Annotated in this window: 14 protein-coding genes and 1 tRNA gene; 7 read left to right on the forward strand and 8 right to left on the reverse strand. The window is 44.0% G+C overall.

All coding sequences use genetic code 11. The annotated features are described in order from the left end of the window. Positions 1–218 precede the first annotated feature (218 nt). Together F6J99_RS27435 and F6J99_RS27440 are read left to right on the forward strand one after the other, a co-directional pair. Positions 219–569 (forward strand): DUF565 domain-containing protein, encoded by a 351-nt coding sequence (locus F6J99_RS27435; protein ID WP_070396024.1) that lies wholly within the window; start codon positions 219–221, stop codon positions 567–569. A 106-nt stretch (positions 570–675) separates the two neighbouring features. Continuing rightward, positions 676–1,761 carry a glycerate kinase gene (locus F6J99_RS27440; RefSeq protein ID WP_293117246.1) on the forward strand — a complete coding sequence of 362 codons (1,086 nt, stop codon included), beginning with the start codon at positions 676–678 and terminating at the stop codon, positions 1,759–1,761. Positions 1,762–1,774: 13 nt separating this feature from the next. On the opposite strand, the gene F6J99_RS27445 is transcribed toward F6J99_RS27440, so the two are convergent. Next, positions 1,775–1,846 (reverse strand) — tRNA-Gly (locus F6J99_RS27445). Between the two features lie 429 nt (positions 1,847–2,275). On the opposite strand from F6J99_RS27445, the gene F6J99_RS27450 reads away from it, so the two are divergent. The 4 genes from F6J99_RS27450 (at position 2,276) to F6J99_RS27465 (ending at position 8,032) form a co-directional block, all read left to right on the forward strand. Continuing rightward, positions 2,276–3,151, forward strand: a complete 876-nt coding sequence (locus tag F6J99_RS27450) for an Npun_R2479 family HD domain-containing metalloprotein (protein WP_070396026.1) — start codon at positions 2,276–2,278, stop codon at positions 3,149–3,151. A 323-nt stretch (positions 3,152–3,474) separates the two neighbouring features. Beyond that, positions 3,475–4,545, forward strand: a complete 1,071-nt coding sequence (locus F6J99_RS27455) for an ABC transporter permease (protein WP_070396027.1) — start codon at positions 3,475–3,477, stop codon at positions 4,543–4,545. A gap of 128 nt (positions 4,546–4,673) precedes the next feature. Beyond that, positions 4,674–5,798 (forward strand): aldo/keto reductase, encoded by a 1,125-nt coding sequence (locus F6J99_RS27460; protein WP_293117251.1) that lies wholly within the window; start codon positions 4,674–4,676, stop codon positions 5,796–5,798. A gap of 428 nt (positions 5,799–6,226) precedes the next feature. Then, on the forward strand, positions 6,227–8,032 hold the full coding sequence (locus F6J99_RS27465; protein ID WP_293117254.1) for an ABC transporter ATP-binding protein: 1,806 nt from the start codon (positions 6,227–6,229) through the stop codon (positions 8,030–8,032). Positions 8,033–8,150: 118 nt separating this feature from the next. Here F6J99_RS27465 and F6J99_RS27470 read toward each other — a convergent pair whose 3' ends face one another. Beyond that, on the reverse strand, positions 8,151–8,891 hold the full coding sequence (locus tag F6J99_RS27470) for a Uma2 family endonuclease (protein WP_293117257.1): 741 nt from the start codon (positions 8,889–8,891) through the stop codon (positions 8,151–8,153). Positions 8,892–9,039: 148 nt separating this feature from the next. Next, positions 9,040–10,671 carry an HlyD family efflux transporter periplasmic adaptor subunit gene (locus F6J99_RS27475; RefSeq protein WP_293117259.1) on the reverse strand — a complete coding sequence of 544 codons (1,632 nt, stop codon included), beginning with the start codon at positions 10,669–10,671 and terminating at the stop codon, positions 9,040–9,042. A gap of 320 nt (positions 10,672–10,991) precedes the next feature. Between F6J99_RS27475 and F6J99_RS27480 the strand changes: the two genes are divergently transcribed. Next, positions 10,992–11,126: a hypothetical protein gene (locus F6J99_RS27480; protein ID WP_293117261.1), complete on the forward strand. Its 135-nt coding sequence runs from the start codon at positions 10,992–10,994 to the stop codon at positions 11,124–11,126. Positions 11,127–11,134: 8 nt separating this feature from the next. Here F6J99_RS27480 and F6J99_RS27485 read toward each other — a convergent pair whose 3' ends face one another. From F6J99_RS27485 to F6J99_RS27505, 5 genes are all read right to left on the reverse strand, one after another. Beyond that, positions 11,135–13,864 (reverse strand): peptidase domain-containing ABC transporter, encoded by a 2,730-nt coding sequence (locus F6J99_RS27485; protein WP_293117264.1) that lies wholly within the window; start codon positions 13,862–13,864, stop codon positions 11,135–11,137. Between the two features lie 4 nt (positions 13,865–13,868). Further along, entirely contained in the window at positions 13,869–14,219 is a 351-nt protein-coding gene (locus F6J99_RS27490; protein ID WP_293117267.1) for a hypothetical protein, read from the reverse strand. Positions 14,220–14,612: 393 nt separating this feature from the next. Then, positions 14,613–15,236: a helix-turn-helix domain-containing protein gene (locus F6J99_RS27495; RefSeq protein ID WP_293117269.1), complete on the reverse strand. Its 624-nt coding sequence runs from the start codon at positions 15,234–15,236 to the stop codon at positions 14,613–14,615. A gap of 210 nt (positions 15,237–15,446) precedes the next feature. Then, a complete protein-coding gene (locus F6J99_RS27500) occupies positions 15,447–15,605 on the reverse strand; it encodes a hypothetical protein (protein ID WP_293117272.1) in 159 nt (52 codons plus the stop codon). A gap of 587 nt (positions 15,606–16,192) precedes the next feature. Continuing rightward, the coding region (locus tag F6J99_RS27505) for a peptidylprolyl isomerase (RefSeq protein WP_293117274.1) at positions 16,193–16,418 on the reverse strand (226 nt) is incomplete at its 5' end.

Below are 16,418 nucleotides of genomic sequence, written 5' to 3' on the forward strand. Positions count from 1 at the left end.
GCTATCAACAGACCTCTTACAGTTTCGCCGCATCGCTACCCGATACGAAAAACTTGCTATAAATTATACAGCTATGTTAGAAATCGGATTAATTTTGTTGTGGTTATAGTTTGAAAACACGCCCTAGGGGGTGATTGAGGTCTAGCAGGCTATCATGAGTCCAAAAAGGGATAGCATGGTCTACACGTGTGTTATTCTTGTTTCAATGAGTGTAGTAGATGCAGAATACCCGTCTTAATAATTTAGTTGATTTTTTATGGACGCGGCTGGGGCTATGGTTTGCTAATCCCTGGCGACGCCTGTCGATGGTCCTGATTAGCTTTCTGTTTGGCTTCTTGGTAGGACAAGCCCTGTGTACTACAGCAGGAACTGGCCAGGAATGGATACTATCTGGGATGTTGATTATTTTTACAGAAGCAGTTAACCGGTTTATTTATAGCGTTAAATTTCCAAAAGGCCAATTAAATCAAACCGTTGACCGGGTTTCATGGTTGGCAGATCTAGTCAATGCTTTTAAGATTGGTCTGGTATACAGTATGTATTTAGAAGCCTTCAAGCTTGGCTCTTAAAATAGTAATCAGTTATTAATCAGTTCGTAATCAGTTCGTAATCACGATCACTGCTGAATCCTTAGAAGGGAGATATCCCATGCAACTACTGACCGACAAGGGATAAATGATAAGTCACACCAAGAGCGTTGGTCAAATTCTAGAGCAGTGGGTATCAGGACAAACACCAAATCCCCTTGAATCTCAGCAACTGTTGGCTTTTGAACTGGCTGATCACCTAAAGGCAAAGGCGTTTGGCATCACAGAGGATAATGGTGAACAGGTAATCCAAACGCGATCGCATTTGTTTGAGATAGTCTACCCAGATATTCTCGCTCTACCGTATTTTGAAACTACTCCTGAAACACAGCAAAAGACTCTCTTATGCCTTTGGAACCTCTGGCTTCCTTTAGCCATGGCGTTGGTATCCTGTCGTAAACAGCTGGGACGTCCTTTGATTCAAGGCATATTAGGAGGGCAGGGCACCGGGAAAACGACTCTAGCCACAGTCTTAAGTGTGATTCTCCACAAGCTAGGCGAACGCACTCTCAGCCTGTCTATCGATGACCTCTACAAAACCTACAAGGAGCGACAACAGCTTCAAGAACAAGACCGCAGGCTGATCTGGCGTGGTCCCCCTGGAACTCATGATGTTGAGCTGGGTTTACAGCTATTAGACCAATTACGATCCCCTTCCTCTACCCCAGAAATCCTCGTGCCTCGGTTTGATAAGTCAGCTTTTGGGGGGGCTGGAGACCGAATCACTCCAGAGGTGGTCGAAAGTATTGATATTGTATTGTTTGAAGGGTGGTTTGTTGGGGTTCGACCCATTGAGCCAGAAGTGTTTGATGGCTCCCTTCCAGAACCGATTCAGACCCTGGAAGACCGAGAGTTTGCTCGGGATATGAATCAGCAACTGAGCCTTTATGTACCCCTCTGGGAACGATTAGACCGATTGATGGTACTCTACCCTACTGACTACCGCCTCAGTCAGCAATGGCGACTACAGGCAGAGAAACAGATGATTGCTCAGGGTAAGTCAGGGATGGGAGATAGACAAATTAGAGATTTTGTCAACTATTTTTGGAAAGCTCTCCATCCAGAATTATTCATTACACCCCTGACTAGAAACCCAAATCTAGTAGACTTGGTGGTTGAAATTAATCATGACCACACACCTGGTGTGATTTATTCACCAGGGGATGCTCGTTAGCATGGATCCAACAAGCGGGTGATCGGACTCGAACCGACGACGTCCAGCTTGGGAAGCTGACATTCTACCACTGAATTACACCCGCAATCCTTTAACTAATATTTAACTATTATTTAACTATCATTGGTATTGTAGCACTTCTTAATTGGGTCAGGTACTTGACCCGATTGAGAATTGCTAAATGAAGTCCCCTTAAATACCTATCATAAAGAAGATTGAGAGGGAGATGGGGCAGATTTTTATTAAGGTTAATTACCTCGACAGGATCTCCTCGGGGCTTTCAGCTTAGCTTTTTGGTAAGCTGTAGACAAATATAAGCGTTCCCCATTGCTGCTGATATAGCGCCCAAGGATTACCCAGTTTAGATCTGAGAGTTTAGATCTGAGGTGTTAACCCTAAGGGACCGATACAAAAGGTTAAACTACCAAAAATTCAATTCTACCAAACTAGTAAAACTAAGCCAGTGTCATGGGAATACTGGAATAAGTCTTAGCATTTAAGTCAATCAAAAATCATGTTTAACACCACTGAAATTCTAATTAACGCCTTTGTTATAAGACTCCGAGAAGGCTACCGCCGAACTTACGGGGGACTCAACCCTGACAACGAAGATATAATTGCTTGGGCTGGCAGCATGGCGATGGAAAATATTGCCAACAGTGATGCGCTCTATCACGATGTGGAACACTCCATTCTAGTTACCCTCGTCGGACAGGAGATTTTGCGAGGCAAACATATCCGGGAAGGTGGTGTCACTCCTGATAATTGGTTACACTTTATCATTTCTTTGGCATGTCATGATATTGGCTATGTTAAAGGAGTATGTCGCCAAGACCGAGAAAATGAACGACTCTACGCTACTGGTCAAAATGGGGAGATGGTTCATTTACCCCAAGGGTCTACCGATGCTGCTCTGACTCCTTATCATGTCGATCGGGCAAAATTATTTATTGATGAGCGCTTTGGTGGTCACAACCTGATTGATGCCGAGTTTATCAAGCGCAACATTGAACTGACTCGTTTCCCTGTGCCGAAGCAAGGGGATCATCAAGATACAGGTAACTATCCTGGATTGATTCGCGCCTCTGACTTGATTGGTCAACTGAGTGACCCACGCTATCTCAAAAAAACTACTGCTTTGTTCTATGAGTTTGAAGAAACTGGATTTAACAAAGCCATTGGATACCGCCATCCTGGAGATCTGCGGGAAGGCTACTCTAAGTTTTACTGGAATGGGGTATATCCTTATATTCAGGATGCCTTACGTTACCTATCCTTAACTCAGGAAGGTAAACAAATTACGGCTAATCTCTTCTCCAATGTGTTTGTGGTTGAACACTCACACAATCAAAATGGAATGGTGAAAATGACACAAAAGGTTAATGTATAGCATTTACCAATCTATTGAGGTACTTTAAGCCCGGGTTTTAGGGAACAGGGAATAGGGAATAGGTAAAAAATCCTGTGTACCTCATTAATATGATAATGGCTATATAACCAGAAGCTATTAAAGGTGAAGGCTTAAGGGTGAACGGTGTTGGGTCAAGGGTGTTGGCTCAAGGATGGTTGCACCAGATTTCGATACCATCTTATTAGTATGGGGTATGGGCTTGCACATAGCTAATGCACGGACGCCCATACTAATATCCATGCTTTTAAGACCTATACTAAGTAAACGCGAGGTGCTTTTCGCCCTTTCGGAGTCAGAATCCTATGAACTGGTGGCAAAAACTTACCAAGAACCCTCTCGCCCGTTTTGGGGCATTGCTACTATTGACGTTTTATCTAATTGTCATTGCAGCAGATGTTGTTGCTCCCTATGATCCTTATGTGTCTCAGCCAGATGGTTCCCTGCTACCACCTACCAAGATCTACTGGCGTAACCAGCAAACCAAACAGTTTATTGGTCCCCATGTCTATCCCACAACCCAAGGACCAACGGATTTAGAGACAGGCGATCGCAAACTAAATGTAGACTGGCAGAAGCCGTCGCCAGTTGGTCTATTTGTTCCAGGTCGGGAGTATAAGTTGTTTGGAGCGATTCCCTTCAACCGTCACCTGTTCGGTACGGTGGGTGAGGGTAAGATTAATCTATTAGGTACCGATGAGCAAGCTCGTGATCAGTTTAGTCGCTTGGTGTATGGGGGTCGGATTAGTCTTAGTATTGGTCTAGTCGGAATTGCAATCTCCTTTCCCCTTGGTCTAATCATTGGGGGAATTTCCGGCTATTTCGGCGGTTGGGTAGATGGGATCATCATGCGTCTGGTAGAAGTTTTGATGACTATTCCTGGTATTTACCTACTCGTCGCCTTAGCTGCTGTGCTACCACCTGGTCTAACTAGTGCCCAACGGTTTTTGTTAATTGTTTTGATTACCTCGTTTATTAGCTGGTCTGGCTTAGCACGAGTGATTCGAGGACAGGTGTTATCGATTAAGGAGCGGGAATTTGTCCAAGCTGCCAAAACTATGGGGGCGAATCCCTTTTATATCATTGTACGCCACGTTCTGCCCCAGACAGCTTCCTATGTGATTATCTCAGCAACCTTGGCAGTTCCTGGTTTCATTGTGGCCGAGTCGGTGCTGAGTTTGATTGGGTTGGGAATTCAGCAACCTGACCCGTCCTGGGGAAATTTGTTGTCTTTGGCAACCAATGCCTCAATCATCGTGCTACAGCCTTGGTTGATTTGGCCGCCAGCACTGCTGATTATTCTGACAGTGTTGGCGTTTAATTTACTTGGGGATGGCTTGCGGGATGCTCTCGATCCCAGAAGTTTACAGCGCTAGCTCTTGGAATACTTAAAGGGGAAGGATCGGTCGAGTCTGGAAAAAGCCTTTTTTTCTGGGTTCAATCATCAGCCTTGCTCCCCTTGAGCGATAACCCTTACCACAATAGTCCGAAGGCAATATTTATTATGTCTGTGAATAACTATTACACCCTTGGTCGTTCTGGATTGCGCGTCAGTCGCCTAGCTCTTGGAACAATGACTTTTGGCACTGAGTGGGGCTGGGGAGCAGACCGTACAACCGCCAAAACCCTTTTTGATGATTATGTCGAAGCAGGTGGTAACTTTATTGATACCGCTGACCTTTATACCAATGGGACGAGTGAAACTTGGTTAGGAGAGTTTATTGCTGAGCGTAATTTGCGGGACTTGATGGTGATTGCTACCAAATTTTCCTACAACGGAGAACCTGGCAATCCTAATGCTGGGGGCAATGGACGTAAAAATATTATGCGTGCAGTGGAAGGGTCGCTCAAGCGTTTAAATACTGACTATATTGATCTCTATATATTACATACCTGGGATAGAATTACGAGCGCTGCAGAGGTGATGCGTACCCTAGATGATCTAGTTCGCTCTGGTAAGGTGCGTTATATTGGTCTTTCTGATGTTCCTGCTTGGTATGCTTCTCGTGCGCAAACTATTGCGGAGTTAAGAGGGTATGAAACGTTATCCACGCTGCAATTAGAATATTCCCTGGTAGAACGGAATATTGAAAATGAGTTTGTCCCTTTTGGTACAGAACACGGTATGGGAATTATGGTGTGGAGTCCCCTTGCTAGTGGTTTACTCAGTGGTAAATATCGCCCTAGTGAAGATGGTGGCATGGGTGAAGGTCGCTTAGAAGCGATGAAAGAGTCAATTAATCCAGCTTTTCAAAAGTTTAGCGATCGCAATTGGAAAATTGTGGCAGAGTTAGAAGCTGTGGCAACAGAGGTAGGACGCAGTATGGCTCAAGTAGCAGTAAATTGGGCGGCTAACCAACCTGGTATTGCTTCGGTGATTATTGGTGCGACTAAACCCCATCAGCTTCAGGATAATCTACAGGCATTAGATTTTACCCTGAGCGAGGAGCATGTAATGCGTCTTAATCAGGTAAGTACTCCAGAATTAAAATTTCCCTATACTTTCTTTGGTTCAGAAATGCAAGCCATGCTTCATGGTGGGCTTACCGTGGGTGATAAACCTAAAAATTACTATCCCGTAATTGAGACTAGCGGTAGGGGTGCGGGTGTTGATAGTGATGCTGAATAAATGGTAGTGATAAATAGGTAGTGACCCCAAATTATTGGGGTCTTAAATAAGTAAATTTTTATAGCAATGGAAGTATAGTTTAGGACATACTATTCTAGTGTAAAGGGAGCAGGGAGCAGGGAGCAGGGAGTAGGGAGCAAGTAAAAGAAATATCTCCTAAGCTTTGCTTCGAATGCTATAGTAAAATTTAGATTTTAAAAAACATACAAAAATTAGTTTTTTATAAATAAAATGCTTAGGGTTGGATTAGGCAATCAATACATGTTTATAACTACCGTTATGGCGACGATAAAGACTGTCAAAAAGACATAGTTTTGATAAAAAAAATATTTTTTGTTTCTTTATAAGAATCGACAATTCCTTGTCTGTTTCTTTACAGTCCATGTGTCAAGACAGTACCAGTTAGAGGAGACATAGGGACTGGGGACATGAAAGCATTATCCGTGGAAAGTGTTACGGCAGCATCTAATCTACCGAAGGAGTCACCTCCTCAGGAGTATCGGAGTGAGTACCCCTTCCGGACACTACTTTATCTCTACCGCCAAGACCTAGGTAAAATCGGACTGTCGATGGCGGTGTATGTGATCAAACACAGTCCGGAATGGATCAGACCATTGGTGATTGCTAATGTGATTGATATTATTTCCAACCCAAGCACTCACCCACTCTCGGAGTTATGGATTAATGGGGCTATCTTAGGGATTTCTATACTGCAAAATATCCCCACCCATTACTTACACATCCGGTTTATGAGTCTGGCGACTCGCAACATGGAGTCGAATCTGCGCTCACTAATCACCCAGCAGCTGCAACTGCTTTCCATTGGGTTCTACAAAAATAACAGCAAGGGAGCACTACAAACCAAACTGTTGCGGGATGTGGAACAAATTCAAGGGTTGGCAACAACCCTGTTCCAGTTTGTCCCTGCTGCTGTGCTAACTATCTTAGTAGCAATTGTCGCTACCGCCATTCGTGCTCCTTGGTTCCTGCTGTTCTTCCTGGGAACTGTCCCAGCGGCTGTGATTCTGATCTCGGTACTCAGACGACCGATTCGCGATCGCAATTCTGCTTTGAGACAACAACTCGAAGAAATGGCAGCTAGCTTAATCGAGATGATTCAGCTAATCCCAGTCACACGAGCTCATGGTGCTCAACAGACTGAGATGGAACGGATTGATGGCAAGTTAGTGACGGTCAAACAGGCAGCAGTCCGACTTGACTCGATTAACGCGATTACCGATGCCTCTTCTTGGGTAACCCTACGCTTATTCAGTCTAGTTTGCTTGATCACCTCAGCCTGGTTAGTCTATACCAACCAATGGTCAATCACAGTGGGAGATGTGGTGTTACTGACTGGTTATTTTGATTCCCTGACTAACTCGATAGTGCAAATATTAGCGGTATTGCCACAGATTGGCAAAGGGTTTGAATCCATTCGCTCAGTGGGTGAAATTATCGAGTGTCCTGACCTAGAGCGCAATCCTGGTAAGATAGCTCTGCAACAGGTGCGTGGTGAATTCACCTTTGAGTCCGTTAGTTATAAGTATCCCGATACGGAACAGTTTGCTATTCAAGACTTTTGTCTACAGGTCAATCCTGGGGAAACCATTGCCATCGTCGGACCATCCGGAGCCGGAAAATCGACCTTATTAAGTCTGATTATTGGTTTCATGGCTCCCACGACCGGAAGAGTTTTACTAGATGGTACAGATATGAGTAGCCTCGACCTACAGACCTATCGGAAATTCCTGTCAGTGGTTTCCCAGGAGACTATCTTATTTGAAGGTACGGTGCGAGAGAATATTGTGTACGGCAGTGAACAATTGGATGAAGAACAGTTACTCAAGGCGATTCAGGATGCCAATGCCTTAGAATTTATTCAGGAATTGCCCTCGGGGCTTGATACTCTAATTGGGGAAAATGGGGCAAAACTTTCTGGTGGTCAACGGCAACGACTAGCGATTGCTCGTGCTTTAATTCGTAATCCACGGGTGTTAGTTCTCGATGAAGCAACATCGTCTCTAGATACTGCTTCGGAAGCTTTGATTCAGGACGCTTTGGAACACTTGATGGAAAACCGCACAACCTTTGTGGTAGCTCATCGCCTGTCAACGATTCGGAAAGCTGACCGGATTGTAGTTATGGAACGAGGGCATATAGTCGAAGTTGGCAATCACCCTCAACTGCTGGCGAAAGATGGAACCTATACACAATTACATTCATTACAAATATAGCATTTATCAATGGGATGAGTTACAAAATTATGGGTTTTAGGGAATAGGGAACAGGGAACAGCGGATCTGGGAACAGGGAAAAAATCCTGTGTATTTCATAGCTATGAGAAATGCTATATCAGTGATGCAAATCACCGAACTGTTCTCGATAACGAGCTAATAATGACTCCATTTGAGCTAATTGCTCCTGAGCTTGTTCCTTTTGCTGACATTCTTGTTCGGCTCGTTGCTTTTCGAGTTCGGCTGCTTCAGTAGGGGTGGGAACTAGTTGTCCTTCTGCGGTAAACCAACGTAATTTTGAGTCATAAATTCCCAAATATAGTGCCAACTGTTGACTCCACAACCAACCTTCTTGATTAGGCTCAAGTTCGAGATAACAACCATCTACCAAGTGGAAGCCCTTCAATTCCAGGGTGTTGGGGTCAAACCAGAAATAGTCGGGAGTACGGAATGTATCCTGGTAGATTTGTTTCTTTAATCCTCGGTCCGTATCTGCCGTGGTAGGGGAAATAATTTCTACAATCACATTCGGATACTTCCCCTCTTCTTGCCATACTACCCAACTATTCCGAGGTTTGCGCTCAGTTCCCAGCACCACAAAAAAGTCAGGCCCACGAAATTCTTCAGACTTACGTTGTCGAGGACTGTAATAAATAGTCAGATTTCCCGAGACATAGAAATCATCACGCTCATCCCACAACCACTCTAGGCATTGGATGAGTAGGGTCATTTGTAGTCGATGTAGATCAGTTTCCAAAGGTGGTTCGTCACTGAGTAAATCCCTAGGGGGGAATATAACATCTTCCGGTACAGTTGTTGCAATCTCTGTTGGAGTTTTTAATTCTTGAGTCAAAGACATCGCGGCTATGGTCTAATAAGTAGGTGGTACTTATTAGTCTAGATTATCATCATTAGAGCGAGTCAAGTAATATCTGAACAAAGTTGACAAAACTATCGATATCTGAATCGTAAGCATTCAGCTAATAAATGATTAACAAAAATTGATGTCAAAGCTCTAAACCACTTTTTTGCAACTTTTTAAATGGATCCAGAACGAAATCAATAACACGACGCTGCCGGACAATCACCTCTGCTGTTGCAGTCTGACCTGGAGTTAAGGTAATCTTTTTGTCTCGGGCTTCGATATAGGGCTTTTCTAACTCGATTTCCAGTTCAAAGCTTTCTAGCTTGCCTTGGTTGGTTTCTGTCATCTTAGAGTCTGGGGAAATCCAACTCAAGTTACCTTTCAAGACTCCATAGTTTTGGAAGGGATAGGCATCAAACTTCATCTTCACTGGCATTCCTACCTGTAAAGACCCACTCTCTGTAGTCGCTATTTGCGCTCGCAGTACTAGGGATGAATTCTCTGGTGCAATCTCTACAATTACCTCTCCCGGTTGGACAACATCTCCAGCGCCTTGGATGGGCAAATGAAAAACTGTGCCAGTAGCAGGAGCCTTGAGTACTCGTTGCTCTAACTGAAATTCCAAGGATTTAATCTGGGTTTTAGCCTGGGCAATTTCTGCTTGCAGGGTAGTAATTTCTGTTTCCAAATTTTTCAGCTGTTCCTCAATTTTTAGCATCGCCAGTTTACTCCCTTGCACTAGACTCTGATAGCTACGTTTCTGTTCTTTTAGGCGAAGTTCAGCTTGCTGAATATCAGCCTTAGCTTCATGAATAATCCGCTCGTAGCTGCCTTGCTGCTCTTTGAGGCGAGACTTGGCTTGCAAAATATCGGACTGGGCTTGCATAACGCTTTGGTAGTTTTCTTTTACCAGCTGTTCTGCTTCAATGAAGCGGTCTTGTGAAATGACACCTTGCTCAAAGGCTTGTTTGTAGCGTGGGAGTCTTTCCTGGGCAGCTGATAACCGAATTAATGCTAATTTATACGTTGCTTGACTCGACTCAATCGATTGCTTAACTTGATTGATTTGGGCCAGTTTTTCATCTTTTTGTAAATTATGGATATTATTGAGAGAATCTAGATTATACTTTGCCTGCTCCACTTGAACCTGTTTTTCCAATTCTTGAGCTTGGTTCTGTTGCTGTTGGGTATGCAGCCCCAGCATCAATTGATTCTTGAGTATGTCCAACTGCGCCAGCCGATTGTGTTGACCTGTCTGTCTTTGATGCAACTGCTCAAGCTCAGCACGAACTAAATCTGATTCTAACTCCAGTAAAATCTGTCCTGCCTTGACGATCTCCCCCTCTTTCACTTTCAGGGCAGCCACCGTTCCAGAAACTGGTGCATCCAACCTAATGGTTTTCCCCTTAGGCTCAATCCGCCCTCTGGCACTCCCGGTCTCATCTACCTTGGAGAGCATTGACCAAGGTAAAAGGGTCCCGGCACAGATCACTAACAGATAGAGCAATCCCCTAGTCCACGGTCGTGGCAAGGTATTGAGCAAGTCATGGGTGACTTCAGACCAGTCATCACCGAGAGATTGTGATGAGGCTGATTGTGATGCTGATTGTGATGAGATTGATTGGCTTGGTGGTGGTGTCTGATTAGTGTTAAAGGAGTCCGGTGGATTGGTTACTAAACTATTGCTATTTATATGGTCATCGTTTGGCTTTTTAGGAAAGCCTGAGTTAGGAAAGCTTGGGTTAGGAAAGCCTGAGTTAGGGTCGTATGGCATAATCCACAATTGGTAATTGCTATAGCATTTTTAAAAAAGGGAACAGGGAGTAGGGAATCGGGAGTAGGGAGTAGGGAGTAGGGAGTAGGGAGTAGGGAGTAGGGAGTAGGGAATCGGGAGTAGGGAGTAGGGAGTAGGGAGTAGGGAGTAGGGAGTAGGGGAAAAATTATGTGTAACTTATTACTATTAAAAACGTTTTATATTCTTGAATTTTTATGATCTTTATGTACATAAAGATCATAAATTTATGTAGATTTTAATTTGTTTTTGTGAGTTTAATTTGACTATCAAACAAGAATGATAAAGCGTTTTTCATAACTATGAAGTACACAGCATTTTTTCCCTGTTCCCGATTCCCGATTCCCGATTCCCGATTCCCGATTCCCGATTCCCGATTCCCGATTCCCTGTTCCCAGATCCGCTGTTCCCTGTTCCCGATTCCCTATTTCCTTTAATTAGGATTTCAATCACCAACAGTAACGGTCAGTTGTTGCTGATTGAGATAGAAGTAGTGACCACGCTTAGCCATCAATGTTTCGTGGTTACCACTTTCGACCAAGATTCCTCGATCAAGTACTAGAATTACATCAGCTTGGCGCACGGTAGAGAGGCGATGAGCAATAACTAAGGTGGTTCGATTTTTTAAAATTGAGTTGAAGTTAGTTTGAATGATGCGCTCGGATTCAGCATCTAGGTTGCTGGTAGCTTCATCTAAAATCAACAAGCGGGGATTCCCTACCAAAGCACGGGCGATCGCTAGGCGCTGACGTTGACCACCAGATAACATACCACCCCCCTCGCCAATTTGAGTCTCATAACCCATGGGTAGCTGTTTAATAAATTCATCTGCACCAGCCTGTCGCGCTGCTTCCATAATTTCTTCTAGGGTTGCTAAGGGATCACCCATGGCAATGTTTTCCCGAATGGTTTTGCCAAACAGAAATGTATCTTGGTTAACTACACCAATTTGCTCCCGCAATGAGCGCAGGGAAAGACTGGTGATGTCTTGACCATCAATTAACACTTTGCCATCTGTGGGGATATAAAGCCCCAAAACTAATTTGGAAATGGTGGTTTTCCCTGAACCACTGCGACCGACTAGGGCTACCATTTGCCCTGGTTTTACCTCAAAACTGAGATTTTCGAGTACATTAATATCGCTTTGAGGGTGATAACGAAAGGTGACTTGCTCAAAACGAATGTGACCCCTCAGTTCTGGTAACGATTGACGAGATTGCTGCTGCAAATCTTCTTCTGGTTCCGCATCCAGCACATCATTGATCCGTTCCACTGCAATCAGCACTTCCTGCAATTCATTCCACAACACCGTTATGCGCTGGAAGGGGTCAATCACATTATTTAGCAACATATCAAAGGCGACTAATTGACCGATGGTAAGTTGGTTTTGAATCACCAACCACGCTCCATACCACAGCAGAGTAGTAGTAGCAACAGTTTCGATAGTGTTACTGAATATTTGTAATTGGTTACTGATGATTTGCCCAGAAAAGCTAGTTTTGATAGACTTATTCAGGAGTTCCTCCCAATGCCAGCGCACTGTTTGTTCAACTGCCATGGATTTAATTGTGTTAATCCCGGTCAGGGTTTCGATCAGATAGCTTTCTTGATTAACTAAAGCATCGAATATTTCTCGGGAAATCCGGCGCAAGAAGGGGGTGGCTATTAATGCCAGCAGGAAAAATGGCGGCACAATTAACAACACTAGCGCTGCGAGTTTCCAGCTGTACCAGAACATCAGACTCACGTAGACAAAAACAGTGAGTAAGTCGAGCAAGATTGATATAGCTTCGCCAGTGAGGAAGCTTTGAATTTTTTCGTTTTCCTGGACTCGGGAGACAATGTCACCGACAAAACGGGATTCAAAGAAGTTTAAGGGTAATCGGAAGGTATGGCGAATAAACCCGACAATCAAGGCTAGATCAACTTTGTTAGCGGTGTGGTCTAGCAAATATTGCCGCAAGCCAGTCATGGCAATTTGGAATAAGCCAAACAGCAGCAAGCCTAAGCCAACAGCGTTTAAGGTCAGGGTACTACCTTGCACTATTACCCGGTCTAACAATAGCTGTGTGAATAGAGGTGTAACTAGTCCGAAGATCTGAACTAAGATAGATGCGATCAATACCTCTAAAAGCACCAGCCCGTGAGGTTTCATTAATTCAAAGAACTGCCAGAAGGCAACACTCGCCTCCTTGGCTTCCTTCAGCATTGCTGTGGGTTGCAACAGAAGGGCATAGCCAGTCCAATTTGCTTTGAAATCAGAATGGTTGAAGGTTTTTTGACCAATGGCAGGGTCTCCTACAATTACGCGATCGCGAGTGACTTTATAGACCACGATGTAGTGTCTGCCTTCCCAATGGGCAATAGCGGGCAGTTTCTCTTTTGCCAATCGGTCGAGACTAGCTTTGACCGGTCGGGTAGAAAAGCCGATGCTTTCTGCTGCTGCTGCTAGACCTCGTAGTGATGTGCCATTGCGGTCAACATTGGCAACATCCCGCAAACGATTAACACTGAAACGTTTACCCCAGTAGCGACCAATCATCACTAAACAAGCAGCACCACAATCTGAGGAACTCTGTTGGGCAAAGAACGGATAGCTTTGAGTAACTTGCTGCCACCAATGGCTGACTTTGATTGTGGGGTTAGGAAAGTAAACTCGACGGGTCTTGGGCTTTGGTTTTCCCTCTGGAGGTGCTTGAGACGGTGCGACAGCTGACAAGGTCTTAGCCAATGCTGGCATAGGTTGGTCATTAGCCGATGGGGTAGCATCAGACTCAATCAGCTCACTAAGTTGTGGCAAGTGGAGTAGGGCAATTTTGCTATCAGCATTGCTGAGACTATATAGCTTAGTTGGCATCCTCACCTGCCAAGAGTTTCCTTCCTTTAACTGGGAGGGAGTGTAGATGCTGCCAGCATTAAGGCTTTTGCCAGAACCATGGAGTAGCTCTCCGTGTCGGAGCAGCCAAAGTCTTTGATTGGTTAGTAGAGAATCTGGGAGTGTGCCGACTTCGAGAGTATAGGGTTTTAATAGCGATAGCGTTTTAAGTAACCCTTCTCGGGGTAGATTCTCGAAAAAACCATTGCGACGACACAACAATAAGAATAGATCCCGCAATACCGCTTGTTTATGCAGGTGCTCCCGGATGGTGGGATAGTTACGGAGCAAAGGCTGCAAGAACTCACCAGCAAGATAGCAAACCTTGAGCTTGACAGAAGCTCACCGCAGTGTAAGGCTGAAACGATTCTTCTGGAAACAACGTCAGCTCCCCGAAGGTGCTGGATGCTTCTAGAGAAGCCAGTAAGTTATTGTGCTGATCAAGGAGCCTGACTTTGCCAGCGATAACGATGTAAACGCCAACATTGCCATTACCTGCTTGCCAGAATCCCTTACCTGCCCTTGGTTCGAGAATTTTAATACCTTTGAAGCAGCGGTCGAGTTCTTGTTGAGGGAGTGCTTGTCCCAGGGTCTGGGCAAGTTGTTGAGCAAAATATTGCTTGAAAGCACCTTGAGATGATGAATCCTGAACCATGGAGTTTACTCCAATCAATCAAAACATTCCTAGAGCTTTGATTCAGTAATAAAAATCTGTATAATGTCTTGATGCCATTCCGTAAGTTTTGACTGACTAAAATCTACCTATGATATATTACTGAATTAGCTCTGATTAGGATTGAATTTACAATCCTTAATTCCTAATGATTGCAAGAAATAATCTGTTTTTGGCCTGCTACAAAAGTGTCAGTTATCAGTAAGTTTTCAGTAATTTTATTACTAGTTATGAGTTGTCTTATTAGTTGTCCGCAGGACTAGACGTTAACTCTTGATAACCAACTATGAGCTACTCATTTAGCTGCTCAGTTATTGCCACCACTGTGTACTAGTTGTAATAGCTATATTAGCTATACTAGCTGTACTAACTCTACTAGTTGTACAAGCTACTGTTTTTTTGTGGATTGAATGGCCACAATTTCAACGATTGAGTTAATGAGGCAGAAGACAAGTTGCGAACAACAATGCCAGAACCCTCAGTTTCAGAAGGATTCTTGGTATTCTTGGCCTTGGAGGATTTATTGCGGGTGGAAAGTCCCATTTTTTTGAGCAAACGGTTGATATGGCGATCGCTGACTTCAATGCCAAACTCTCGGGTCAGATGCTTGTTCAACCAATGGGCTGTCCAAGAGTGAAATGAATAGCCATACTCACGGGGACTATGACTCACTAGCTCTTTCAAACGTTCAAGGTATTGGTCATTAATGATCTTAGGTCGGCCAATTGGCAAAGCATTCCAATTGTGCATGTTACCCGTTTGGAGTTGGCAAATCCAATACCGTGCGGTTTCTTGAGAGCAGTGTAATGCTGTACAAATTTGAGTCTGAGACTGACCCTGATCTGCCAGCAACATAATCTCAATCCGACGACGGTATTCTGGGCGTAAATTGGTTTTTAGGCTTTCTAGCAGCAATTGTCGTTGATCTGGAGTCAACAACTGACCTGGTTCTAAATCGCTGCTTTCTGGAGCACTGTGTTGAACGTAAGTTACAACCATATGATAGCTAAATGTGTTGACACAGCCTATACTGATAAAATTCTTTCTATGAATTTTTCAAGAAGTGTTAGTAAAGTTTTGTTGAAAACATCGTAATTATGAAGCTCTGTAAGCTGTTATGCATTTTTAATGCCTAACAGCAATGCAAAAGGCAGAAGGGAGAATGGACAAGAGTTTCACGGTTTTTTTCCTGATTTACTAAAAGGTAGTTTAAATGCGCGACAGCAAAACCTGAAAAAACAGCCATTTTTGCTGAGGGGGTGACAACAAGGCTAAAAGCGATGCATTGGCCTCACGGGGAGGCAGCGCGGTCTTGGGGGAAACCCCCATGACCGCGCTGCCGTGGTTTCCCCGACTCGCGCATTGCATCAAGACAAGGAAGTTGAATCCAAGTGTAAACTTTCTGTTGCAAACTCTTCTATTTTTCCTGCGGAATGTGTGTTTAGGAAAAGAAAATATTTTTCTTTGCGTGCTTTGAAGTAGTTGTTTAAGTTGTCACCAGTGTAATTTACCATGTCATTTGCTCCCTATTGATTGCAATGGCTTGAGGATTTGTGGATTGCTATCTTCGGAAAGATTCACCCGATTTGTCTGAGTTACATCAAGAAATGCTTATTCTTAATAGGATTGGTTTGGCAATTAAGAGGATTATGCTTTCTTGACTGCCCTCACTGTATTAATCACTCCGAAAATCCAATTTTTATACAGTTTTATATAAAGTTTTGTAACTATTATGATAAAGTTTTGTAACGAATCTCAGAAAACAAGGAACTTGAATCCAAGTGTAAACTTTCTGTCAGTACTCCTTCTTTTTTCCCTGCCTAAGCGAGCCCTGTTGACAAACAGGCTTTGTCAGTCCGGCTTCATGGAGGCGATTAATCCCAGAAGATGCCAAACCAGTCATAGTTGAAAACTATCCGAACTTTTCTAGTTTACCTGGGGAATCTGGGCTCCCGTTATAAGTGGGCAACAATTTCCATCTGTTCCATTTGTTCCCTTAGCCACTCAGAAAACAAATCTGAAAGAATCTCAGAGCGCAACTGCTGATCCAATTGCGGTTGAATGATTTCCTCAACCAAAATCAGGTGTACTCCAGATGAGGTCACAATGGGTTGGAGAATCTGGGGCGGAGTGGCAGCAAAGACCGCAGCCGCAATCTCTGGCTTGAGTTGTTGGCGCTGA

The organism is Moorena sp. SIO4G3 (genome assembly GCF_010692305.1).
Lineage (GTDB): Bacteria > Cyanobacteriota > Cyanobacteriia > Cyanobacteriales > Coleofasciculaceae > Moorena > Moorena producens_A.